The organism is Paenarthrobacter sp. AMU7, assembly GCF_041200195.1.
Classification (GTDB): domain Bacteria; phylum Actinomycetota; class Actinomycetes; order Actinomycetales; family Micrococcaceae; genus Arthrobacter.
Genome location: NZ_CP165735.1, coordinates 581210 through 602310 on the forward strand (window position 1 = coordinate 581210; position 21101 = coordinate 602310).

22 protein-coding genes and 3 tRNA genes are annotated in these 21101 nt (G+C 60.5%); 18 read left to right on the top strand and 7 right to left on the bottom strand.

What is annotated here, in order from left to right; translation table 11 throughout:
* Positions 1-501 carry a metallopeptidase family protein gene (locus ABQM86_RS02850; RefSeq protein WP_207596015.1) on the bottom strand — a complete coding sequence of 167 codons (501 nt, stop codon included), beginning with the start codon at positions 499-501 and terminating at the stop codon, positions 1-3.
* A 92-nt stretch (positions 502-593) separates the two neighbouring features.
* Here ABQM86_RS02850 and ABQM86_RS02855 point away from each other — a divergent pair, with 92 nt between their 5' ends.
* A complete protein-coding gene (locus tag ABQM86_RS02855; protein WP_369745885.1) occupies positions 594-1517 on the top strand; it encodes a carbohydrate kinase in 924 nt (307 codons plus the stop codon).
* On the opposite strand, the gene ABQM86_RS02860 is transcribed toward ABQM86_RS02855, so the two are convergent.
* On the bottom strand, positions 1514-2467 hold the full coding sequence (locus ABQM86_RS02860) for a DMT family transporter (protein ID WP_337340783.1): 954 nt from the start codon (positions 2465-2467) through the stop codon (positions 1514-1516). The two genes, ABQM86_RS02855 and ABQM86_RS02860, sit on opposite strands and share 4 nt — an antisense overlap.
* A 376-nt stretch (positions 2468-2843) precedes the next feature.
* On the opposite strand from ABQM86_RS02860, the gene ABQM86_RS02865 reads away from it, so the two are divergent.
* The 3 genes from ABQM86_RS02865 (at position 2844) to ABQM86_RS02875 (ending at position 3196) form a co-directional block, all read left to right on the top strand.
* Positions 2844-2916 (top strand) — tRNA-Glu (locus tag ABQM86_RS02865).
* A gap of 84 nt (positions 2917-3000) precedes the next feature.
* Positions 3001-3074 (top strand) — tRNA-Asp (locus tag ABQM86_RS02870).
* A 46-nt stretch (positions 3075-3120) separates the two neighbouring features.
* Positions 3121-3196: transfer RNA gene (locus ABQM86_RS02875), tRNA-Phe, on the top strand.
* A gap of 218 nt (positions 3197-3414) precedes the next feature.
* On the opposite strand, the gene ABQM86_RS02880 is transcribed toward ABQM86_RS02875, so the two are convergent.
* Entirely contained in the window at positions 3415-4140 is a 726-nt protein-coding gene (locus ABQM86_RS02880) for a hypothetical protein (RefSeq protein WP_369745886.1), read from the bottom strand.
* A gap of 221 nt (positions 4141-4361) precedes the next feature.
* Complete coding sequence (locus ABQM86_RS02885; protein WP_369745887.1) at positions 4362-4832, bottom strand: DUF6318 family protein; 471 nt, start codon at positions 4830-4832, stop codon at positions 4362-4364.
* Between the two features lie 469 nt (positions 4833-5301).
* Between ABQM86_RS02885 and ABQM86_RS02890 the strand changes: the two genes are divergently transcribed.
* The 6 genes from ABQM86_RS02890 (at position 5302) to ABQM86_RS02915 (ending at position 7882) form a co-directional block, all read left to right on the top strand.
* Positions 5302-5508 carry a hypothetical protein gene (locus tag ABQM86_RS02890; RefSeq protein ID WP_369745888.1) on the top strand — a complete coding sequence of 69 codons (207 nt, stop codon included), beginning with the start codon at positions 5302-5304 and terminating at the stop codon, positions 5506-5508.
* A gap of 92 nt (positions 5509-5600) precedes the next feature.
* Positions 5601-6047 carry an Asp23/Gls24 family envelope stress response protein gene (locus ABQM86_RS02895; RefSeq protein WP_207596021.1) on the top strand — a complete coding sequence of 149 codons (447 nt, stop codon included), beginning with the start codon at positions 5601-5603 and terminating at the stop codon, positions 6045-6047.
* On the top strand, positions 6044-6235 hold the full coding sequence (locus tag ABQM86_RS02900; RefSeq protein WP_089593421.1) for a DUF2273 domain-containing protein: 192 nt from the start codon (positions 6044-6046) through the stop codon (positions 6233-6235). Before ABQM86_RS02895 ends, ABQM86_RS02900 begins: the two co-directional genes overlap by 4 nt.
* Positions 6232-6612, top strand: a complete 381-nt coding sequence (locus ABQM86_RS02905; RefSeq protein ID WP_207596022.1) for a hypothetical protein — start codon at positions 6232-6234, stop codon at positions 6610-6612. The genes ABQM86_RS02900 and ABQM86_RS02905 overlap by 4 nt, the downstream gene beginning before the upstream one ends.
* Complete coding sequence (locus tag ABQM86_RS02910) at positions 6609-7274, top strand: DUF6286 domain-containing protein (RefSeq protein WP_207596023.1); 666 nt, start codon at positions 6609-6611, stop codon at positions 7272-7274. The genes ABQM86_RS02905 and ABQM86_RS02910 overlap by 4 nt, the downstream gene beginning before the upstream one ends.
* Complete coding sequence (locus ABQM86_RS02915; protein WP_207596024.1) at positions 7271-7882, top strand: hypothetical protein; 612 nt, start codon at positions 7271-7273, stop codon at positions 7880-7882. The genes ABQM86_RS02910 and ABQM86_RS02915 overlap by 4 nt, the downstream gene beginning before the upstream one ends.
* Positions 7883-7966: 84 nt before the next feature.
* Here ABQM86_RS02915 and ABQM86_RS02920 read toward each other — a convergent pair whose 3' ends face one another.
* Entirely contained in the window at positions 7967-10108 is a 2142-nt protein-coding gene (locus tag ABQM86_RS02920) for an alpha-galactosidase (protein WP_369745889.1), read from the bottom strand.
* Between the two features lie 97 nt (positions 10109-10205).
* On the bottom strand, positions 10206-12212 hold the full coding sequence (locus ABQM86_RS02925; RefSeq protein WP_369745890.1) for a glycosyl hydrolase family 8: 2007 nt from the start codon (positions 12210-12212) through the stop codon (positions 10206-10208).
* 787 nt (positions 12213-12999) lie between these two features.
* On the opposite strand from ABQM86_RS02925, the gene ABQM86_RS02930 reads away from it, so the two are divergent.
* The 5 genes from ABQM86_RS02930 to ABQM86_RS02950 all read left to right on the top strand — a co-directional run bounded on the left by ABQM86_RS02930 (position 13000) and on the right by ABQM86_RS02950 (position 17019).
* Positions 13000-13866, top strand: a complete 867-nt coding sequence (locus ABQM86_RS02930; protein WP_280626294.1) for a DUF4397 domain-containing protein — start codon at positions 13000-13002, stop codon at positions 13864-13866.
* A 529-nt stretch (positions 13867-14395) separates the two neighbouring features.
* Positions 14396-14794 carry a class F sortase gene (locus tag ABQM86_RS02935; protein ID WP_369745891.1) on the top strand — a complete coding sequence of 133 codons (399 nt, stop codon included), beginning with the start codon at positions 14396-14398 and terminating at the stop codon, positions 14792-14794.
* Positions 14795-14810: 16 nt separating this feature from the next.
* Positions 14811-15425 carry an RNA polymerase sigma factor gene (locus tag ABQM86_RS02940; RefSeq protein WP_369746617.1) on the top strand — a complete coding sequence of 205 codons (615 nt, stop codon included), beginning with the start codon at positions 14811-14813 and terminating at the stop codon, positions 15423-15425.
* Positions 15412-16227, top strand: a complete 816-nt coding sequence (locus tag ABQM86_RS02945; RefSeq protein ID WP_369745892.1) for an anti-sigma factor domain-containing protein — start codon at positions 15412-15414, stop codon at positions 16225-16227. The genes ABQM86_RS02940 and ABQM86_RS02945 overlap by 14 nt, the downstream gene beginning before the upstream one ends.
* A 147-nt stretch (positions 16228-16374) precedes the next feature.
* A complete protein-coding gene (locus tag ABQM86_RS02950) occupies positions 16375-17019 on the top strand; it encodes a DNA alkylation repair protein (protein ID WP_369746618.1) in 645 nt (214 codons plus the stop codon).
* 29 nt (positions 17020-17048) lie between these two features.
* Here ABQM86_RS02950 and ABQM86_RS02955 read toward each other — a convergent pair whose 3' ends face one another.
* Positions 17049-17450 (bottom strand): helix-turn-helix transcriptional regulator, encoded by a 402-nt coding sequence (locus ABQM86_RS02955; protein WP_207596026.1) that lies wholly within the window; start codon positions 17448-17450, stop codon positions 17049-17051.
* A 251-nt stretch (positions 17451-17701) separates the two neighbouring features.
* Between ABQM86_RS02955 and ABQM86_RS02960 the strand changes: the two genes are divergently transcribed.
* The 3 genes from ABQM86_RS02960 (at position 17702) to ABQM86_RS02970 (ending at position 21069) form a co-directional block, all read left to right on the top strand.
* A complete protein-coding gene (locus ABQM86_RS02960) occupies positions 17702-19048 on the top strand; it encodes an ABC transporter substrate-binding protein (RefSeq protein WP_089593427.1) in 1347 nt (448 codons plus the stop codon).
* Positions 19049-19144: 96 nt separating this feature from the next.
* Positions 19145-20110 carry a carbohydrate ABC transporter permease gene (locus ABQM86_RS02965; RefSeq protein ID WP_207596027.1) on the top strand — a complete coding sequence of 322 codons (966 nt, stop codon included), beginning with the start codon at positions 19145-19147 and terminating at the stop codon, positions 20108-20110.
* A complete protein-coding gene (locus ABQM86_RS02970) occupies positions 20107-21069 on the top strand; it encodes a carbohydrate ABC transporter permease (RefSeq protein WP_089593429.1) in 963 nt (320 codons plus the stop codon). Before ABQM86_RS02965 ends, ABQM86_RS02970 begins: the two co-directional genes overlap by 4 nt.
* Positions 21070-21101 lie beyond the last annotated feature (32 nt).

Below are 21101 nucleotides of genomic sequence, written 5' to 3' on the forward strand. Positions count from 1 at the left end.
CTAGCCCCAGCCGAGTTCGTGCAGACGGTCGTCGTCGATCCCGAAGTGGTGCGCGATCTCGTGGACCACCGTGATGGCGACTTCATCGATGACTTCTTCGCGCGTGCTGCAGATGTCCAGGATCGGCTGCCTGAAGATGGTGATCCGGTCCGGCAGTGAACCGGCTTCCCACCAGGAATCGCGTTCAGTCAAGGGGACGCCCTCGTAGAGTCCCAACAGCACAGTGTCCTGATCTTCGCCCGGTTGCGGCGTGTAGTCGTCTTCGATGAAGATGGCCACGTTGTCCATGGCACTGGCCGCTTTGGGTGGGATCAATTGGAGGGCGTCGCTGACGGCCTCTTCAAATTCTTCGGGAGACATTTCGAAAGGCGCGGCACTGTGGGCTTCGTCCGCGGCGGTGTGCTCAACAGGACTGTGCACCGCATTCCGTTCCCGGAGCGGCGATGAAGGGCGCTCGCCGTCCGGAACTATGGGCAAGCCGGGTGGAAGATTCGCGGGCATGATCTGACTTTAGTCCGCTCAGGCAGCATCGGCGCGGTGTGTGATGAGAGATACTAAAAGTCAATCCTCTTTTCGACAGACACAGGAACCGCATGACCGGCACCTCTTCCCTCGCGCCTGAACCCCTCGACGTCGTAGTTGTCGGTGAGGCGTTGATCGACATCGTGCAGTCTGCCGATGGGCAGGTGGAGTATCCCGGCGGCTCGCCGGCCAATGTCGCCTTCGGTCTGGGCCGATTGGACGTCAAGACCGGACTGCTGACAGCGATTGGCCGCGATGCCAGGGGTGACGCCATCGCTTCGCATCTGCACAGTGCGGGCGTGGTGCTGTTGCCCGGTTCCATGTCTGCGGGCAAGACCGCGACGGCGACAGCCCGGATAGCTGCGGACGGTTCAGCTGACTACACCTTCGACATTGACTGGGCCTTGGCGCCTCTTGCCCTCCCCTACGCTCCGAGGATCCTGCACACAGGATCCATCGCCACGTTCCTGGAGCCCGGCGCAAGCGTGGTGCGGAGCTTGCTGGAGCAGGCGCAGGGTGGGTGCATGGTGACGTACGACCCGAACATCCGCGCCGACCTCCTCGGAAGCCACCAGGAGGCCTTGGCGCTCTTCGAGGAAATAGTCCCGCTGACCGACGTCGTGAAGCTCAGCGGCACCGATGCCCGCTGGCTGTACCCGGGCAAGGCGCTTGAGGACACCGCGAAGCACCTCCTCGCACTGGGCACCGGGTTGGTTGTAGTGACACAGGGAGTCAAGGGCTCACTCATGGCTACGCGGCACATACAGCTCAACGTACCGGCCGTCCCGGCCACAGTGGCGGACACTATTGGCGCGGGCGACTCCTATATGGCAGCGCTGATCATGGGGCTGCTCCTGCGGGGAAGCGACGGACTGGCGCCCACCGTCATGGAGCGGATCGGCACCATTGCCTCCATGGCGGCCTCCATCGCGGTCGGCCGCCCTGGTGCCAATCCGCCCACACACCGCGAACTTTTGGTGGGAATGGCCCGCTAACGGAGCGGCTGGCGCGTACGGCGCCGGGTCAGGCCCACGCCGATCAGGCACACCACGCCACCGATCAGCCCCCAGATGGTGGGGACTTCCTGTAGCACTGCCCACGAAATCACAATGGTGGTACCCGGAACCAGGTACGTGGTGGCGGCGAGCTTTCCGGCCGAGATGAGGGACAAAGCGTACGCCCAGGTGGTGAAAGCGATTGCCGTCGGAAAGATCCCCAAGTAGACCAGGCCGAGCGTTGCCGGGAGCGGCGCCGCCTGGACTTCGGAAATCAGCTGCCCGGTCCACGGCAGGCAGCAGATGGCACCCACCATGATGCCGAACCACGTTGCCTGCCCTGCGGTGAACTTACGGAGCACGGGTTTCTGGAGGATCGCGCTCACCGAGGCGAGCACAGCGGCAAGCAAGCACAACAGCACGCCGGCGACGTCCGCCGTCGAGCGTTGTCCGGAACCCAGCGCGATCATCGCAACGCCACAGAACGCCACCCCGCTGCCGATCAGCAGCCAGCGGGGAAAGCCCTCCTTGAGGAAGATCCCGGCAAGGATCGCGATCAGGATCGGGGAGACGTTGATCAGCATGGCGCTGGTGCCGGCATCGAGCATGTGTTCCGCCGCGTTCAGGGCAACGTTGTAACCACCGAACCACATCACTCCGTAGGCCACGATCGGCAACCACTCCCGGCCGCTCGGCCACACCTTCAGCGTCGGCAGCACCACGATTCCAAGCACTACGGCGGCAACTGCCAAACGTCCCAGCGTCAAGGATCCGGGGGAGAAGCTGGGGCCGACGGCGCGGATGCCCACGAACGCCGAAGCCCAAAGGATCACGGTGACGATCACGGCGGCGATGCCGAGCTTGCTCATGGCCGCTCCGGGCGCAGGGGTGGTGCGCTGGGGCAGGTCCGGGGAAGGCTGGCCGGGTTCGGCCGGTGAAGTGGTTGTCATAGAGCCAAATCTATCCGCCATGCTCCGGGCGCGGCTGGCGGTTTTCGGACGCGTCAGGGCAAGATCCTGCCAATGTTTGCGGACCACCTCCGGAGTGCGGATGCGGTTGATGTGGTGCGCGTTGCCGAAGGGTGAGCTTTCGACTCTTTGGGTGCGTTGCTGAAGGGTGAGCTCTCGACTCTTTGGGTGCGCTTTTAGAGGTGAGATCACGCCCCTCGACGGAACCCAAGCTGGTAGCCCTGGACGGCCAGCAGACCTCGATTTGGGAATATCGCCATCTATGCTCTAAAGTTTTAGAGTCCAGTTCGGACGAGCGAGACACGGAAAGAACGCGTAAAGCGGCGCTTTTCTTTTGCGAAATCCGAATTGAGTTCAGGCCCCCATCGTCTAGCGGCCTAGGACACCGCCCTTTCACGGCGGCGGCACGGGTTCGAATCCCGTTGGGGGTACGCAAGGAAGTGGTAAACCGGATGAAAAAAGTCTGGTAAGCTAGAAGCCTTGAAAAAAACGCGGTAGAGATACTGCAAACGCAAGGCCCTGTAGCGCAGTTGGTTAGCGCGCCGCCCTGTCACGGCGGAGGTCGCGGGTTCAAGTCCCGTCAGGGTCGCTCTGAGCGCCGAAGAAATTCGGTTCTCAAGGTGACATGTCACCTAGGCTCTGTAGCTCAGTTGGTAGAGCGTTCGACTGAAAATCGAAAGGTCACCGGATCGACGCCGGTCGGAGCCACCACTGGGAAGCATCAGTTCTTTGGAACTGGTGCTTTTCTTCTTTAACCCGATGAGCGAGTGCGTGTACCGCTGCCACCCACTTTGATTCGCCTTGATTCGTCGCAGAAGCCGACGCACCGTAATCCTCAGCGTGTCAAAGGTCATAGCCGCTCAAAGTAAGTCGAGACGGCTCGAAGACTGCCCTCTACCTCCGCTCACGCGCTTCGCACACTCACTTTATTAGTCGGTCTTCGCGCCTGGGCAGCCCCAGGAGTTGGGGTTTTCCTGGCAGGTGTCGGCGACGAGTGCTCTTTCTGTTTTCCAGACGTGGATGGTTTTGGCTGGTGTGGTGATGTGGAGGGTTCCGTTGATGGGTAGGGGTGGGCCGTTGTTGACGGAGTAGGTGCCGGTGAAGCTGGTGGTGAGGGTGGCCTGGTAGTTGCCGGTTTCGGTGTAGGTGTGGCTGGTGCGGGTCTCGTTGTTGAGCCAGTCGGTTTCGGGGATGGAGTAGCCGGCCACCGGGGTGGGTCCGAGCGCGGTGCCGTCGCCGAAGGTGTAGGTGTAGTTGGCCGGTGTTGCGGTGATGTGGACTGCTTGGCCGAGGATGGTGATGTCGAAGCCTTGTTCTGCGGTGGTGGTGTAGAAGTTGGTGGGTCCGCCTTTGAGGGTGTGCGGGAACGGTTGGGCTTCGAGGGTTCCTGGGTTGACGGGTAGTTGTTGGAAGTCGGTCAGGATGCGGGCGGCGATGTTGGCCAGGACGTTCTCGGGCTGGGCGTCGTAGAGGCAGGTGGGTCCGCTGACCGGTATCCAGTCTGTCCAGCCTGGGTTGGTAATGGCTTTGGGGGCTTCCTTCCAGATGACCGGGGTGCCTGTTTCGCTGTTGGATGCGGTGGCTGGACACTCGAGGGCATCGCAACCGGGGTCCTTGGTGTCGGGCCCATCGGCACGGCAATGAACATCGGCCATGTACTGATTTGGATCCTCCGTGGCGGCAGGCGAACCCAGATTCATTGAGGGCCTACCGGTTACTGGATCGATGGTGAACTTCGCGTTGATATTAATGGCCGTGTCGTGTTTTCCGATGCTGACTCGAGGTTCATCTTTTGCAAACGCCGAGGGACCTTCGAGAACAGCGTGCGCGGTTATGGCGGCGAGGAAGACATGGCTCCATCTAAATGGCTTCACAGCTAACCGACAATCAGTCCGTTGTCGGTGACCTGCCACTTGCCGTCCCGATAGCTGAGCATGACCGCCTCGGCAGTGTTGTACGCGGGCGTCATTTCCTGCCCCGAGCTACCGTCTGCATCGAAGTACTGAATGCGCTCTTGGAGCACCTGCACTTTTGCCGACTGTTGGTCTGACCCCTCTTTCCAGAGGACTTCTATGACCGGAGTGCTTATCCGGCCGCCCACTACCCAGCGCCCATTTATGTAATTGAGCTCTACAGCCTTCTTGTACGCGGTGCCAGACTCTGTAGTCGTGTCTGTGGACGCTATCCATGCAGTTAGATCGCCAGTTTCTGTTGCGTAGGAGTACGTCGCGTACCAGTACCCAATGAACGCTTCCAGCCCGGCCTTCGAGTTCTCCTTCGCCAACTCGGGCATCACGGGGACCGGCACGTTCTGCGCTTTTCCTTTGGCATCCGCGGGTTTGTACACGGCGGACGCTGGCGGGCTACCCGGGGTGCCCAGAGTAGCCGAAGCTGCCGGAGCGGCAGTGCTTATTGTGGGAGACGCCGTCGTCGAGCCTGTTTCGGAGGGTGGGCCGCTGGGCGTAGAGGCGCCTTGGCAACCCGTGAGGAGAAGGGCCAGGACTACAAGAAAAGTGGCAAACGATAGGCGTGGCATGACAGGCTCCCCAGCAGCTGTTTTGGCGGTGTGTCGGCCAGTCTAGGTGGGGCAATGGAGCCCAAGACAGTCACGAATGGGGCGTTGTGGATAACCCTGCTCCGTTCACAGCAGGGCGCTGGGCCTATTCTGACCTCACCGGCCCTTCTCGCTGCCACCCTCACGCTCAGTGCCTGTTCGATGCCGGCACCTCTTGCGCGGTCGTCACCCAATGCGTCGTCGGCGGCTCCGGCTGCGGAAGTGGGCACCAGCTCTGCCCCCAACCACAGTTGGCGGGGCTATGGGCGGCAACCCGGAGGACATCGACAAAGCTAAGCAGGAACCGTCCCGGACGCAGGGCAAAGTGCGGGAAGAGTTGAAGGCGTCTTTCGAAAAGTTGAGGGCCTTCACGGAGGCAGCCGGCTCGGACCTCAGCAAGTATGGTGACGGGCAGTTCGAAGAGCTGATGAAGCCTATCCAGGACTGGATGGAAAAGAACTGCCAGTAGTCGCCGCCGCGCGCACTCCCTTCTCTCCAACGCTTCTCCCAAAGCGTCGGAGCTAGACGCTAGGGTGGTACTCAAGAGAAGGGGAGTGCTCCATGGAAGACCAGAACGTGCAGCTTGATCCTGTGCCCGGGGGCGAGATCCTGGGTACTGGACGCACCATCATCTCCGAGGCGGCGGTTGCCAAGGTTGCCGGCATTGCGGCCCGCACGGTACCGGGCGTCTACTCGTTGGGTTCGGGTCCGTCCCGTGCGCTCGGTGCGATCCGCGACGCCGTCGGGAGTTCCGACCACGCAGCAGGCGTGCGCGCGGAAGTCGGCGAGACCCAAGTAGCCGTGGACATCAATCTCGTTGCCCTCTACGGGCACCCCCTGCACACTGTTGCCAACCAGGTCCGGAGTGCCGTTTTCCGCGCTGTTGAAGAACTTGTGGGCCTCCAGGTCATTGAGGTCAACATCGAGATCAATGACGTCTACGTGGCTCCGCCGGTCAAACCTGCCGGAAGCAAGCCAGCCGTCATGGAAAGGGAGGTACTCCAGTGAGCATGACCGTTGTTGGAATCGCGATCGGCGCCTTCGTAGCATTCATGTCCCTTTCCTTTGGACTGTGGGGATTCCTGATCTCACTGCTCTTCATGGGCATCGGAGCGCTGCTCGGCAGGGCCGCCGACGGAAAACTGGATCTCCGCAGCGTCCTGGACGCCATTACGGGCCGGCGCTCTTCGTCATGAGCGTGGCTGAGGCTGTGGACTCCACCAGCAGCCTGGCCGGCCACAACCGGATCAGTACCCAGGCTTTGACATCCTTGGCGCGCGCCGCCGCCTCCGAGGCTCTCGGCGTTGAGGCCCACGACATCCGCGCTGATTGGGCGGACGACGACGGCCTGCTGGCTTTGTCGATCGTGGCACCCATCAGCATCCCGGCTTTGACCGAGGTCCTGCGGGACCCGTCGCGCGTCCAAGGCTTCGGCGGCTCCATCTGGGACCGTGCAGTTGCTGCCAAGGCCGCCGTTCTTGAAACGGTCACACGACTCAGCGGATCCCAGTTAAGCAGGGTGGACATCAGGATCAGCGGAGCCCACATCACGGAGGGAGGCCGCGTTCAGTGACACAGGACCAGGAAACCCAGGACCGTAAAACCCGGGATCAGCAAGCTCAGTTGGAGGGATTTGCAGGAGCTGGACCGGTGGCCGGCGAAGACCCCGAAATGAGCCGAATCCTGCGCCGTGAAACCCACTCTTCCCGGGCCGCTGCTGCCGCCATTGCCGCCGTCCTGGTCATTGTTCTCTGCCTCTATGCCCTGCTCGAGGCAGGCGTGCGGGCAATCGGTCAACCACCGTGGCTGATCGATCCCACCACTGCGGCTGGGCGCATCATCGCTCTCCCTGAAGGTATTTCCCCACTGTTGCTTGGTGCCAGTGGCGCCGTAGTTGCCATGGTGGGATTGTTCTTCTTCCTGCTCGCAGTGCTGCCCGGCAGGCGTGCCCGGCATCTGCTCAGGGACGCGCGTACCGCCGTCGTGGTTGATGACGAAGTACTCGCCTCAGCGCTGGCACGTCGGGCACGAACTGCTGCGAACGTTACCCAAGAACAGGTCATGGTGATCGTTTCCCGGCAGCTGGTAGTGGTCAATGTGAGGCCTACGTCTGGCAGCCGGGTGAGCGAGGAGGCGGTGCTGGCAGCTGTGCAAGCGGAACTTGAAGAGATGTCTCCCGTACCGATGCCTTCTGTGCGGGTCAACCTGGCGTCGTCGGGGGTGATTGGCGCGTGAACGGAACACCGCGGGCTCTTAACCGTGTGCTGTTGTTCATCATTGGAGCGAAGCTCTTGGCCGTTGGAGTGCTTCTCCTGCTGCTGGCCACCGTGCCCGCCGTTGCGGCTTGGTGGCATGGCTGGTCCGCCGCTGCCTGGGCAGGGATGGAAAATGCCTTCCGCCAAACGCGCTTCCCCGGTCGTGAGGAAAGCTGGTTGTGGATTGTGGCCGGGGCCGTCCTGGTGGCCATCATCATCGCCATGATCGCCTGGCTCTCGCAGCAAGGTAAGGGCCGGGCCAACCTCCTGGTCGCCAGCGATGACGACAGCCACATCAACGGAGAAGTACGGATCGGTGGCGGCGTCGCCGAGCAAGCGCTGCGGGCGGCACTGGCTGGGAGGACCGACCTCGCGGCCGCCTCGGTGGCAACCTATGAGGTACGGGGAAGGCCAGGCCTGCGCATCCGCATTCAACCCAGGCAAGGAGTTGCGCCGCACCTACTGGCCGCTGAGATATCACAGCTGGTGGAAGCATTGGACCTGGTCATCGGCCAAAAAACCCCAGTGCTGGTACATATGGTTTCCGGTGCGCGGTCCAGGTTTACCAAGGCGGAGCGCGTCCGCTGACCGAGTGATCCCGGAAGTGCCGTGCCTGCAATCCCAGATAATGCAGGCACGGCGTTCTTCCGTCGTCAGGCTGTTTGCACCGCGTCAGCAGGTGTATTTGTAGAGGGCGTAGGCAAAGAGTCCATCCAACTGGAAGACGGTGTTGCCCGTCTCGTCCACGGTAGCCCCGCTCTGCTGTGCGGCGCCAAGAACCGGCTCAAGTTTCAGTTCCTTGCCCCTCAGATCCCACAGCTGATAGGAATGTGCGGGTTCGGAGTTATGTTCCTTGAGTATCAGCAGGTACCCGGAATGATCGGACGTTATTGATTGGAAACCCGTCCATGTGGTGCCGTTTGGCTCGTTGCCGATGGGCAGGACATGGCCGGACAGGATCTCACTTTGGACTTCCCTATATCGGGGAATGACGCGGCCCAGAGTTTCAACGGACTCCTCGTTCAGCCCTGTCTGCTCCATCCAAGCCAGGGGGTTGGCGAACAAGGTGACCGCCAGCGCATACTCAAGCCCGCAGCTGGATGGCGCCAAGGCGTCATCCGGGTACAGATCGGTGTTCCTGTGGACATTGAGGAACTCGGCCTGCAGCCGGTAGGTGGGGTAGTAGCGCGACAGCATCCAGATGTTCCGCAGGGTGCGGTGGGGGTAGTAGTTGGGCCAGCCTCCGAACTTCCCGGTGAAGCGGTTTTCCAGGAACAAGGAGCCGTACTGTAGCTGGCCGTAGTAGCCGCTGCGGACTCCCGCCGTGACATCCATGTTGAAGAAGACGCCACGGTTGGTGCCGGTGAGCACCCGTTGCATGAGTTTGGTGAGGTTTTCCTCGCCGATCTTGGACGTGAACTCAATCCCGTCAAGCTTGTAGGCGGAGATGCCGTATTGCTTGTGCAGGTCAATCAGGGTGTCGCTGTCCTTTTCCCAGTTCTCAAAGTCATTGAGAGAGTCGGGCGAGAACCACAATCCCATCCGGATGCCTTTTGCATTTGCGGATGCGACGATGGGCTCAAGCCCGTTCGGGAAGCGTGTGGGGTTGACTCTCCAGAAGTCCGGGTTGGATTCGTAGTAGCCCTTACCCCAGGCCCCTCCGGGGTTTATGGAATTGGCGGTGGTCCCGTTCTGCCAGCCGTCATCGATCTGATACAGCGTCACGCCCGTCTTTTGGGCTACTTCAAGCTCCTCGAGCAGGAACTGTTCACTCAGTCGTCCGTCACTGGATTGGTCTCCCCAGGTGTTGGACATGACGAAGGCATCCTTCTCAGGATCAAAGACGTGGATGGCACCGTGATATTCGTTCAGGGCGGAGAGAGCATCCGTCTCCTCACCGCTCCATAACACGACGCTGCTGCCGTATGTGGTGAGGGTCTTGGATTTCTCCAGGTCCCCCCGGCCGAAGGACCAGCCTGTAGTAAAGACGTTCTGTCCCTTGATGAAGAAGTCACTCTCCACACCGCCGAGATATCCCAGCGCTGTGGGTCCTTCCTTGATCAGTGTGAGGCCATCCTTTGACAAATGATCCTGGACGGAGACGAGGTTCCCCTTCATGAAGCGTTGTTCGCGCCTGGAAAACAGGCCGGTACTGGCGATGACAAGGTTGTCCATGTCATCGGTGACATCAACGAACTCCACGCTCTTCCAGCCGCAATGACTGGGCTCCAGCGGGAAACAGTCCTGATAGCCTCCCTCGAGTTCCCGCAGGTGCGGCGCCTCCAAGCCAGCACTTTCACTTTCCTGGGCGGGGACCGGGCCGCACGCTTCCACGCGATCGTTCAGGGTGACGCTAACGAAGGATCTGAGGATAGGAACCCCGGGGTAGATAATGTGCGTCCACCGGACCTCGGAAGCCTCGAAGGTAAGGTCCACCTCCACTTTCAAGTGCTCCCTGGCAACACCGTGATCGTCATCCCGCACTGTCCTGACAGCGATGCCTAGCCTGTCCCCCGTGAACAATGAAGAATTGTAGAAGGCATATCTCCGGTCAACAGTACGTAGCCAATCAGAGGTTTCCTCGGCGGCGAACCATTCCTTGTTTGTGGCTTTGTTCTTCAATGACACCACCGTGGGAATGCTCTGGCCAAGATCCCAGGAACGCTCCAGGGCGCTGTTTCCTACGCGGAGAACGGAGCCATTCAGCACAACGTAACAATCCATGAACCCGCCGGGCTCGCCCGCGCAAAACTCGTCGAGCAATGCCGTGTTCTGGAGGCCGTTTGTTGTTGTGCGTATTTGTTGTTCCGTCATTGGCGGTATTTCCTATCATCTTTCTACGAAATGCAGGGGGAATGGCAGAGAACTTGCTAGGGCGGTATGTGCCGGATATCTGAAATTCCCCGGGTGGTCAATTGCCTTTGAGTTTTTTGGTGCTGGTGTCGTAGATGTAGCTTGACCGCGTATTGCCGGCAGCATCTTTTGCGACTACTCGGAGGGAAACCTCCGTTTGTGCGTGGAGGTTGGTCACGTTAAACGAGGTACCGGCCACAGGTTGGACGTTCAACTGGGTGTCCCCGTTGAAGACGTCGTACGTTATGGAGCCGTTGGGATCGTCGTCGATCGACGCCGTCCACTTGAGGGGGATGGTGTCGGTGGTTGTCCTTCCCGCCTCCAGATACGACGGACGCGACGGCGCGGTCACATCGGTGGAAGTGGTGGAAGTTGTGAAGACTTCACTGGTTGATCTGTTTCCCGATTTGTCCGTGGCCACGATGGTGAAGCTCTGGGCTGTTCCGGATGGCAGGTTCTCTACCTTGTAGTCGCTCGGGAAGTAGACCGGACCGGCGTTGACCTTGACGCCGTTCCGAAACACGTCGTAGGACAATTCATTGATGGAATCGTTGTCTGCCGGCTTGTTCCATTTAAGCGTCACGCTCGACAATGTTCGTGCCTGCGCAATGATCCCGGTGGTCTTTGCCGGGGCGGCCGTGTCCACCATCGTTGACCCTGTCACGGGTTCGCTGGCCATTTTGTTGCCGGCCGCGTCCCTGGCTGTCACAGTGATCGAATAGCTAGTTCCTGGGTCCAGGAACTCCAATTTGGTGGCCAGCGTTGGCGTGACGTTGAAAAGCTTCCCGTCGCGCCGGATCTCATACATCACCGGCCCCTGGTCATCTGCTGCTGCAGTCCATGCCAGGTTAATGGTGTTCAAGGTGGTGCCGGTCACTCTGACGTTCAGGGGCTGAGCCGGTGCTGTTGTATCCGTTACCGGCAGAGGGGCGGGCATGGTGCTGGTGGGATAGGGCGCGGAATCATAGAAGTTGGGCATGTTGCCGGTCAGGACGAGCATGCTCATGATCATGACGGCGTCCTGGTAATAGCCGCCGGGCCAGTCGCTCATAGGCTCCTGCTTGCGGAGGTAACCGTAGAGCAGATCGAGAGAGTCCTGGTTTGAAGCGTCCACCATGGCGCCAACGGCCATAGGACCGGTCATATTGCGTGGCGATGTGAACGTGGCCCTGGCTGTCCCATCGATGTTGTAGGTACCCAGCGCAGTGTCGGGATTGTCGTTGATCTTGGACATGAACCACTTCACGTTTCGGTCCGGGAGGTCGTGGGCCAGAGGGCTGTTCTCAGTCCCGTTCCACAGGAAGTCCTGCGCCACCCGCCAAGGGAGCCTGGAGGGATCAAACCCGTAGCTTGTGGAGTTGCTGTCAGGGCCGCTGGTGCCGGTGTAAGTGGGGGCACCCGAAGAAGACAGGACCCACTTGTATGGCACCAGTCCTGTTGAGGGGTTGAGGTTGTAGAAGTGATCAAACATCCGGTAGCCGGCATCTGTCACCTTGTCCCAGCGGTCCTCGCCTGTAGCGTCTTTGTAGAGCTCGAACCACGCTGGAATCTCATAGGAGCTGATGACGGCAGTGCTGGACGACTGGCTGGTCTTGACGATGTAGGAAGGCTTGTAGATCAGGTGCTCCATGGCGTCGCGGATGATCTTTTTGGCCTCGTCAAGATAGTTGATGGCCCCCGTACTGCCCCACTGCTTGTGCGCCATCAGGAGGGATGTCGCAGCGTCGAAGTCGCCGTCCGGTGCCGCATATGGATCGATGTTGTTTCCCTCTTTATCCACCTTCCAGCCCATAAAGTTGTAGCCGGGGGAGAGATTGCGCATGTAGTAGCGGAAGAGACCATCGAAGTCCGAGCGGCCGCTCGTATCCGGACTGGCCATATAGACCGAGAGCAGCATTGCAAACCCAACTCCCTCGGAGGGGGCTCCGTCTTTGTAATTGGAGTCGCTCGCACGGACCCGCACTTCACCAGGTTCCGCTCCGTCAGTGGTGATGTACTGGTCGCGCCATTTGGTGTACATGGACAGCATGTCCCGGTTCAGTGTGTCCCGGTCCAGGCTGGGCATGATCCCATGCGGATACTTCGCGTTATGCGGAAATGGATACTGTTCGGGCGGGACTGTGCCGTCGGCGTTAATGGTGACACTAGGTGTTTTGTCTTTAGGTAGTGCCGAATGGTTGGCCGCGACCGCCGGGCTGGACCCCAGCGAGAGTGCCAGCACTGTGACATATAAAACGGCTTGAGATGTAAATTTAGACCTAGTCCTGGTTGTTTTCATACAAAAGCTCCTAATTACGCCATTGTGGATGGGCTTTGCGTGTCTTGGCTCAGTGGATCTTTCAATTCCAACGGATGACGGCGAAAGGCGGAATGCACACGAATTACAGGCCGCCGATTGCGGTCCAGGTCATAGTCAAGGCTTCCACTGTAGAATCGTCGTCCTCGTATTGCCATTCATCCCTCGCCGTTCTTTTGCACGATCCGACGACGACGGCTGACTGACCGGCGCCGTTGGCGCCAACGGCCTGGGTAGCCCGCGGCTCCACCTATTACTCGCGGGGTTGAACTACTGGGGCGCACTCCGTTCGTCGCGCTGACTTCCTTGGATCGATATAGATTGGCATTGATTTAACGCAAAATCAAGGGCGTGTCCACGGGGGATTCCCTGACTTCGCTGTGATCCAATGACCAGCACGCCTGCGGCGCTCCTGCAGCCGCCAGACCACGCGGGTCATCGGCTGAGAAAACATTCCAAAAAATCCCGCGCTTCCGCATCCGAAACATGCTTTGTGGCGGTAGTAGGGGTATCAGCAAACCTCCCCCCGTATAGGGGGCCGATTGAGGAGAAGGACATGCGCAGCAGATTACTTTCGGCAGGAGCAGGAGCCAGTGCCGCAGCATTGGCAGCAGCAATCGTTTTGGCTGTCCCCGCGCAAGCGGCGGAGGGCGACGCACATCTGTCTGTACTGCACGGTGTGCCAGGGTTGACCGTTGACGTCTGGGTCAACGGAGCACGAACCTTGGACGACTTCACTCCAGGCACACTGGCCGGCCCGTTGGCACTTCCGCCCGGAGCGTACGATCTCGCAATTACTGCCTCGGACGCCGCCGATGCCTCTGCCCCTGTTATTGGGCCCGTGACGGTGACCTTGGCTGCAAGCGGCAACTACACCGCCGTCGCCAACCTCGATGCGGCAGGAAAGCCAACGGCGAACTTCTTCACGAACGACGTCTCGCGCATCGATGCAGGCAAAGGCAAGTTGACCGTCCGACACACTGCAGCGGCACCGGCTGTGGATGTGCTGGCTGGCGGCACGGCCGTTGTTAGCAATCTGGCCAACCCCAACGAGCAAACACTCACCCTGGACCCTGGTACGGTCTCAGCCGCCGTGGCTGCAGCGGGCACCACGGCACCTGTCATTGGCCCTGCGGATGTGACAGTGACCGAAGGAACACACACCATCGTCTACGCGTGGGGAAGCCTCACTGACCAGAATCTTCAATTGGCGGTGCAGACCATTGACGGACTGCATTCGGCACCAGGATCGGTACCCGGCGCACTGGACGGCTCATCGGGCGCTTTGTCTCCAGGTGCCTCGGCAGGAGATGTGTCCACAGAACAGCTGATGCTGGGAGGTGGCCTCGCTGCGGCAACGTTGCTACTGATCGCTCTGGGGAATCGTAGGGCTCGTGCTGTCACCTCCGGGATCAAGTCCTAGAACACTGAAGTTCCTAGAACACTGAAGTCCCAGAACGCTGAGGTCATCAAACACCGAAGCTCTCATGCGAAGGAGCCGTAAGGCATAAAAGCGGAACACGTCCTGGCCGTCCGCAGCGATGGCCAGGACGTTCCCCGCATCAACCACGGCAGCCGCAGCATCTTGCCGTAGACCGCCAGGAAAAAGCATGAAGACATCAAGTGAGCCACACCGAAGTCGCCGCCTCCAAAGCAGTACAGGGCGACGTCGCAGTACACACCAATGGATGGGAGCGCTGGCCGCCGTGGCAGTGCTCTTTCTGACGGCCTGCGGGACCCCGACGCCGTCGACGGCAGGGAGTGCCTCCAGCGAGGCAAACGACTCAATCCCCGGCATGCAGCAAACTCAACCGTCGCCTACTCAACCGTCGATGCCTCCCGCCGAGACTTCCGGACCCCCTGCCGAAGTCTCGCTGCGGGGCGCAACTCCAACACAGCCCGCGGCGACTCCCCCTCCTGTGTCACTCCAAGTGGCCGGAACCTCCATTGATATGGGCGTAGTACCCGTGGGGGTCGCGCCCGGTGGGGCTATGGAGATACCGGAAACCTTCTATGAGGCCGGCTGGTATCGGTTCGGGCCAGCCCCCGGAGCAGCGGAAGGCTCGGCTGTCCTTGCCGGACACATCGACACCACCTCCGATCAAGCACCGTTCTCCCAGTTGAAGTCCTTGCCGGCCGGAACCTTGATCACCGTAGGACGGGAGGGCGCTCCCGCACTCAAATATCGGGTTGTTTCCGTCACTTTGATGGCCAAGGACGCCTTCGACGGCGAATCTCTGTTCCGTCGCACGGGTCCGCACGAACTCAAGGTTGTCACGTGCGGGGGCCGGTGGCTGGACGAACGAATGGACTACAGCGACAATGTCATTGTCACCGCGGTCCTTGAATAAGTACCCCAACCCGGCCGTGGTCCTCGTCGCTGACGCCGGGAAGGAGTCTCCTTTGGTATCCCCAAACGAGGTTTCATCCGCGTGGGACGATGCTTTGACCACTTCATTCATGGCGGGGGATGAGTCCGCACTTGTGGCCGCTTACAGGGAGTTCGCCCCGCTGGTCCACACGCTCGCCTTGAGGTCTTTGAGAGACCGTTCGGCAGCCGACGACGTCACGCAAGAGGTCTTCATTAGGGTCTGGCGACACCGCGACACCTTCCACCCGGAGGTCTCGCGACTGCCGGCCTGGATAGTGGGCATTGCACGCCACGCCATTGCGGACGCACACTCTGCCTCAAACCGGGAAGTTCGCAGAATCCTTGCCGTTGCCCAGGTCCAGGACACTGGCGGGGCATCTACAACAGGGGAAGCGGTTGAGGTAGTGGCCGACAGGCTGCTTCTGGACGGAGAGCTGGACCGGCTTGGTGAACCGCAGGGCGCCATCATGAAATTAGCGTTCTACGAAGACCTGACGCATGAGCAGATTTCCCGCAGGCTTGAACTACCCCTTGGTACCGTCAAGAGCCACATTCGACGCAGCTTGATCCACCTAAGAAGCAGACTGGAGGTTGACCGTGCCGCACATTGATCCGGAAGAGTTGAGCCTCCTGGCGCTGTACGGTGCTTGGCTCGATGAGGAGGGCCAACGGCATCTCAATAGCTGCGATGCCTGCTCGGCGGAGTACGCCGCATTGCGCCGCGCCGTGGACGCCATGAAAACCACGCCGGACAGCACAAGCTTTGAGGTGCCCGGCCCCAACGTGTGGAGCGGGATTCACCGGGAACTGGGTCTGTCCGATGCAACCGTTGCAGACCCCCTGCGCTCTGCAACGGGCTCCGCAACGGGCTCTGCTGCAGGCTCTGCGACTGGGACTGAAACCAGTAAAGCCGGCCACACCGACCCGCCCGGACCAGGGCAACCCCCGGCACCACCCACAGACATACGTTCCGTCAAGAAGCGTCCCCTAGGGTGGCAACGCCGCGGGACCTGGTTGGCAGTTGCTGCGGCGGGGGCCTTGGTCATCGCGGGTGGAACGCTGTGGAACCTCAATCAAGCGGCAACGCCATTGGCGCGGGCAGAGTTGTCCCCACTCGCCCAGCACACTGCCACAGGATCGGCGACAGTCCTTGAGTCCGCGGACGGATCACGAAACCTGGAAGTGAAGCTAAGCAAAGATGAAGCACAGGGCTACCAGGAGGTCTGGCTCATCGGCACGGACCTCAAGCGGCTGATCAGTCTGGGAATCATGAGGTCGGATTCAGGGACGTTCCCGCTTCCGTCAGATCTGAATCTGGACGATTTCCCTATCGTCGACGTCTCTGATGAGCCGCTGGATGGAAATCCCGGCCACTCCAGTGTGAGCATCGTGAGGGGTTCGCTTAGTTCCTGAGCCGTCCAACCGGTTGACGCGCCACCGTGCGCTGCGCTTGCTTTCAGCAACGGGTAGCCTGAACCCACACCCTAAGGACAGGAGGCCACGGTGGCTGAAACGACGGCGGCCCAAGAGTTGGTGCTCGACACCACGGTGGCCGGGCTCATGGCCGAGTTGGCGGCGCTGGAAGAGCCCCGTGCGCGGGAAATCAACGAAAAACACGGCGACGACCACGGGGTGAACCTCAGCAAGTTGCGCGCCGTCGCGAAGCGACTGAAAACGCAGCAGGAGCTATCGCGTGAATTGTGGGCCACGGGTGACACCGCGGCCAGGCTGTTGTCCCTGCTGATCTGCCGTCCCAAGGCCTTTGAGCGGGACGAGTTGGACAGCATGCTCCGGGAAGCACGGACCCCCAAGGTGCACGACTGGCTGGTGAATTACGTTGTCAAAAAGAGTCCGCACTCCGAAGCGCTGCGGGTGGCCTGGTTTGCCGACGCCGATCCTGTGGTGGCCAGCGCAGGGTGGTCACTAACATCGGAACGTGTTGTTAAGAAGCCAGACGGACTGGACATTGTGGTCCTGCTGGACATTATCGAGGCCACCATGAAGGACTCGCCGGACCGGCTCCAGTGGGCCATGAACCAATGCCTTGCCATGATCGGGATTGAATTTCCGGAACACCGGGCCAGGGCCCTGGACATCGGTGAGCGTTTGGAGGTCCTGAAGGACTATCCCACGCCGCCCAACTGCACCTCACCGTTTGCGCCCAGCTGGATCAACGAGATGGTACGGCGCCAGGCTGGTAAATGAGCCAGGCCGGTAAATGAGGCGGCCCGAATTCAGCCTCTGTTACGGTGCATCATCCGGTACGTGAGCTCAGCGAGGAGTTCTTCGTCGGAAAGGTGAGACGCCCGGGCAATGGGAGCTGCAGGGACGGCGACGCGCGGAGGTCCCTGCCGTGGTTCGTCTCCCGAGCGCATGTCGTCGGGAGTGATCATTTCCGGAGCAAACGTCGATTTTCCCTTGAGGACCTCTGAGACGGACCCTGCACGCCATCCCAGCGCATGCTCAAGCTTGCGCTGGTTGATTTCCTGGGTGCGCCGCGTTCCTGATTCCAGGGTCCGGACGGTCTTGATGGCGGTACCTGCCTGCTTGGCCAACTGAACCTGGCTCAATCCCTGGGCCAAGCGTTCTTCTTTGATCAATCGGCCGATGGTCTGCAGTGCTTCAAGTTCATCCACACTTCCTATTTTTCCATAGGCAATATTGGGTAACCAAATCGAAACCGGCTCTGCCCGGCAGGGGTGACCACTCAAATGCCCCTTAACAGAGCCTCGCGGCAGCCTTCCCCTCGAGATCGGCAGGTTACTTGGTATCGATGCGGTTACGTTCGGTGTAAGCGCTTGCATTTTGGCGCCCGTTCTAGCTAGTGTGAGCGTCACCACATCAATTGCGCCGCCGAATCACTTGTACTCAGCGAGGAGTCTTTAGCATGAAGAAAACCAAGTACCTGCTACCGGTCGCAGCCGCCGGTGTTCTGGCACTTACCCTTTCCGCCTGTAGCGGAGATGGAGGCGGCGGGGGATCAACCGCAGGCTCGGATGATTGCTCCGCTTACGAAAGCTACGGAAAGCACGACGGCAAGACGGTCTCCGTCTATTCGACGATCGTAGACATCGAGGCAACCAACCTCGAGGAATCCTGGAAGCAGTTCGAAGACTGCACCGGCATCACCATCAAGTACGAGGGCAGCAAGGAATTCGAAACGCAGATCGGCGTTCGTGCCCAGTCCGGTACCGCCCCCGATGTCGGGATCTTCCCGCAGCCCGGCCTCCTTGCCACCCAGGCCCGGGCCGGTTACCTGAAGCCCGCTCCGCAGACCGTTTCCGACCTCGTGGACAAGAACTGGTCCCCGGACTGGAAGAAGTACGGCACCGTTGACGGCAAGTTCTACGCCGCTCCGATGCTGGCCAACGTCAAGGGTTTTGTTTGGTATGCGCCCAAGACCTTCAAGGACAAGGGCTGGGAAGTCCCCAAGACCTGGGACGAAATGATCGAACTGTCCAAGAAGATCGCCGCGGATGACAAGAACATGAAACCGTGGTGCGCTGGTTTCGAATCCGGTGAGGCTACGGGTTGGCCCGGCACGGACTGGATCGAGGACGTGGTTCTGCGCGAACACGGCCCCGAGGTCTACGACCAGTGGATTACCCATCAGATTCCGTTCAACGACCCCAAGATCGTCGATTCCTTCAACAAGGCCGGCGACATCCTGCTCAACCAGGACATGGTTAACGGCGGCTTCGGTGACGTCCGTTCGATCCTGAGCACCGGTTTTGCCCAGGCCGGCCAGCCGGTCCTTGACGGCACCTGCGCCATGCACCACCAGGCCAACTTCCAGGCCGCCAACTGGCCTGCAGGAACCAATGTTGCTGAAGATGGCGATGTCTGGGCCTTCATCACTCCGCCGATCGACGAAAGCAAGGGCAAAGCAGTCACCGGTGGCGGCGAAATGGTGGGCGCCTACAAGGACACCCCTGAGGTCCAGTCCTTCCTGGCATACCTGGCCAGTGCCGACTTCGCCAACAACCGTGTCAAGCTCGGCGGCGTGGTCAGTGCCAACAAGGGCCTGGATCCCGCCAACGCCCAGTCCGACCTCGACAAGCTGACTGTCCAGATCCTCCAGGACCCGGACACCGTCTTCCGTTTCGACGGCTCGGACCTGATGCCGAGTGCCGTAGGTTCCAACTCCTTCTGGAAGGGCATCGTGCAGTGGATCAACGGCACGTCCTCCCAGGAGGTTGCCAACAGCATCGAATCCAGCTGGCCTAAGAGCTAACTCCCAAAGTGCTGCCTCCCCTGGCTGGTTTGCCCAGCCGGGGAGGCAGTGCTTTTCCCGGTACTTAGTGATTCACTCACGCCCCGGAGGTTGGGTATGGAATTTATTGGAGAAAAACTCCTACAAGTAGTGATAGCCCTGGCGATATTCGCAGCGGTCATCGGCCTCATCATGTTGCTGGTGGACAGGGCTCCTAAATCAGTCAAAGACAAGGTTACGGTGGCAGGCTTCCTTGCTCCTGCCGCCATCCTGATGCTCGTGGGCCTGGTCTATCCGGCCATCCGCACGTCAATGCTCGCTTTTACGGACGCCGGCGGAAATGCCAACGGATTCGACAACTTTGTGTGGATGTTCACGCAGCCCGAGGCGCTGACCACGCTCCGGAACACGGTCATCTGGACAGTCCTGGTTCCGCTGCTGTCGACGAGCTTTGGCCTTGCCTACGCTGTGTTCATTGACAAGGCCCGCGGCGAGCGGGTGCTGAAGTCGCTGGTCTTCATGCCGATGGCAATTTCCTTCGTGGGTGCCGGCATCATCTGGAAGCTCGTGTACGACTACCGTGGTCCCAACATCGAGCAGACCGGTGTCATTAACTTCTTCAGGGTTGCCTTGGGGATGGATCCCAAGCAGTTCCTGCTGGATGCCCCGGAAAACACCATCTTCCTCATCATCGTGATGGTCTGGATCCAGACCGGTTTTGCCATGGTGATCTTGTCCGCGGCCATCAAGGGTGTTCCGGTGGAACTCATCGAGGCAGCCCGCCTGGATGGTGCCAACGCATGGCAGCAGTTCCGCAACGTCACCATTCCGGGTATCCGTGGAGCCCTGGTGGTGGTGCTGACCACCATTACCATCGCTACTCTGAAGGTCTTCGACATTGTCCGGACCATGACCGCCGGAAACTACGACACGTCCGTGGTCGCCAACGAAATGTACACGCAGGCCTTCCGCGCCGGTGAGCCGGGACGTGGTGCCGCTTTGGCCCTGATCCTGTTCCTCATGGTGCTGCCCATCGTCGTGTACAACGCTCGAGTCCTTCGCAAGCAAAGGGAGATCCATTGACAGCCACGCCAGCCCCGAAAGAGGCCTCGAAGGCCACCCGGCAGCGTCCTGGATCCGACCCCACAGAGGACGCCCAGCCGATCATGCGGCGCGTCAAGACCAAGCTCACCTCCAAGTGGGCAACGGCGGCAGCGGTCATTATCGCCGTCGTATGGTCTGTGCCGACGTTCGGCCTCTTTGTCACCTCGTTCCGTCCTGCCGCCAAGCAGGTCGGTCCCCGGTCCGACGGCTGGTGGAATGCCTTCGTCGACTGGCAGTTCACGTTCAAGAACTACGCCGACGTCCTGACCCCGGCGGGTTCGCAGTCAGCCAACCTTTCCCAGTACTTCGTCAACTCCATAGCGATCGTCATCCCGGTCACCATCTTCGTGCTGGTGCTGGCATCCATGGCCGCCTATGTGTTCGCTTGGGGAAAGTTCAAGGGCCGCGATGCGTTGTTCATCTTCGTCTTCGCCCTGCAGATCATTCCGCTCCAGATGGCGCTGATTCCGCTCCTGCAGTTCTTCACGCAGACCCTGCAGTTGCCGGCAGGATCCTACGCGCAGCTGTGGATCGCCCACACCATGTTCGGCCTTCCGCTGGGCATCTTCCTGCTCCACAACTTCATCTCCGAAATTCCCGGTGAAGTCATCGAGGCAGCAAGGGTGGACGGTGCCGGACACAGCACCATCTTCTGGCGGATTATCCTGCCGCTCTCCGTTCCGGCGCTTGCCTCGCTGGCGATCTTCCAGTTCCTGTGGGTCTGGAATGACCTCCTGGTGGCGTTGGTGTTCTCCGGTGGCACGGCGGACGTTGCTCCGATTACGCAGCGCTTGGCGGAGCTCTCGGGTACCCGCGGAGCCAGGGACTACTTGAACCCGGCAGCAGCGTTCGTCTCCATCATTGTCCCGCTTCTGGTGTTCTTCGGATTGCAGCGCTACTTTGTGCGCGGCCTGCTGTCCGGCGGCCTTAAGGGCTAGAAATTTGAAGCTTCGGTTACGCAGCGCATTAC

Excerpts from the sequence above, each read along its gene's own strand:
- ABQM86_RS02850 (WP_207596015.1), bottom strand. The coding sequence starts at position 501 with ATGCCCGCGAATCTTCCACCCGGCTTGCCCATAGTTCCGGACGGCGAG.
- ABQM86_RS02855 (WP_369745885.1), top strand. The coding sequence starts at position 594 with ATGACCGGCACCTCTTCCCTCGCGCCTGAACCCCTCGACGTCGTAGTT.
- ABQM86_RS02965 (WP_207596027.1), top strand. The coding sequence starts at position 19,145 with ATGGAATTTATTGGAGAAAAACTCCTACAAGTAGTGATAGCCCTGGCG.
- ABQM86_RS02950 (WP_369746618.1), top strand. The coding sequence starts at position 16,375 with ATGGCCGAGTTGGCGGCGCTGGAAGAGCCCCGTGCGCGGGAAATCAAC.
- ABQM86_RS02860 (WP_337340783.1), bottom strand. The coding sequence starts at position 2,467 with ATGACAACCACTTCACCGGCCGAACCCGGCCAGCCTTCCCCGGACCTG.
- ABQM86_RS02880 (WP_369745886.1), bottom strand. The coding sequence starts at position 4,140 with ATGGCCGATGTTCATTGCCGTGCCGATGGGCCCGACACCAAGGACCCC.
- ABQM86_RS02935 (WP_369745891.1), top strand. The coding sequence starts at position 14,396 with ATGGGCGTAGTACCCGTGGGGGTCGCGCCCGGTGGGGCTATGGAGATA.
- ABQM86_RS02925 (WP_369745890.1), bottom strand. The coding sequence starts at position 12,212 with ATGCCCAGCCTGGACCGGGACACACTGAACCGGGACATGCTGTCCATG.
- ABQM86_RS02960 (WP_089593427.1), top strand. The coding sequence starts at position 17,702 with ATGAAGAAAACCAAGTACCTGCTACCGGTCGCAGCCGCCGGTGTTCTG.
- ABQM86_RS02895 (WP_207596021.1), top strand. The coding sequence starts at position 5,601 with ATGGAAGACCAGAACGTGCAGCTTGATCCTGTGCCCGGGGGCGAGATC.
- ABQM86_RS02920 (WP_369745889.1), bottom strand. The coding sequence starts at position 10,108 with ATGACGGAACAACAAATACGCACAACAACAAACGGCCTCCAGAACACG.
- ABQM86_RS02905 (WP_207596022.1), top strand. The coding sequence starts at position 6,232 with ATGAGCGTGGCTGAGGCTGTGGACTCCACCAGCAGCCTGGCCGGCCAC.
- ABQM86_RS02930 (WP_280626294.1), top strand. The coding sequence starts at position 13,000 with ATGCGCAGCAGATTACTTTCGGCAGGAGCAGGAGCCAGTGCCGCAGCA.
- ABQM86_RS02890 (WP_369745888.1), top strand. The coding sequence starts at position 5,302 with ATGGGCGGCAACCCGGAGGACATCGACAAAGCTAAGCAGGAACCGTCC.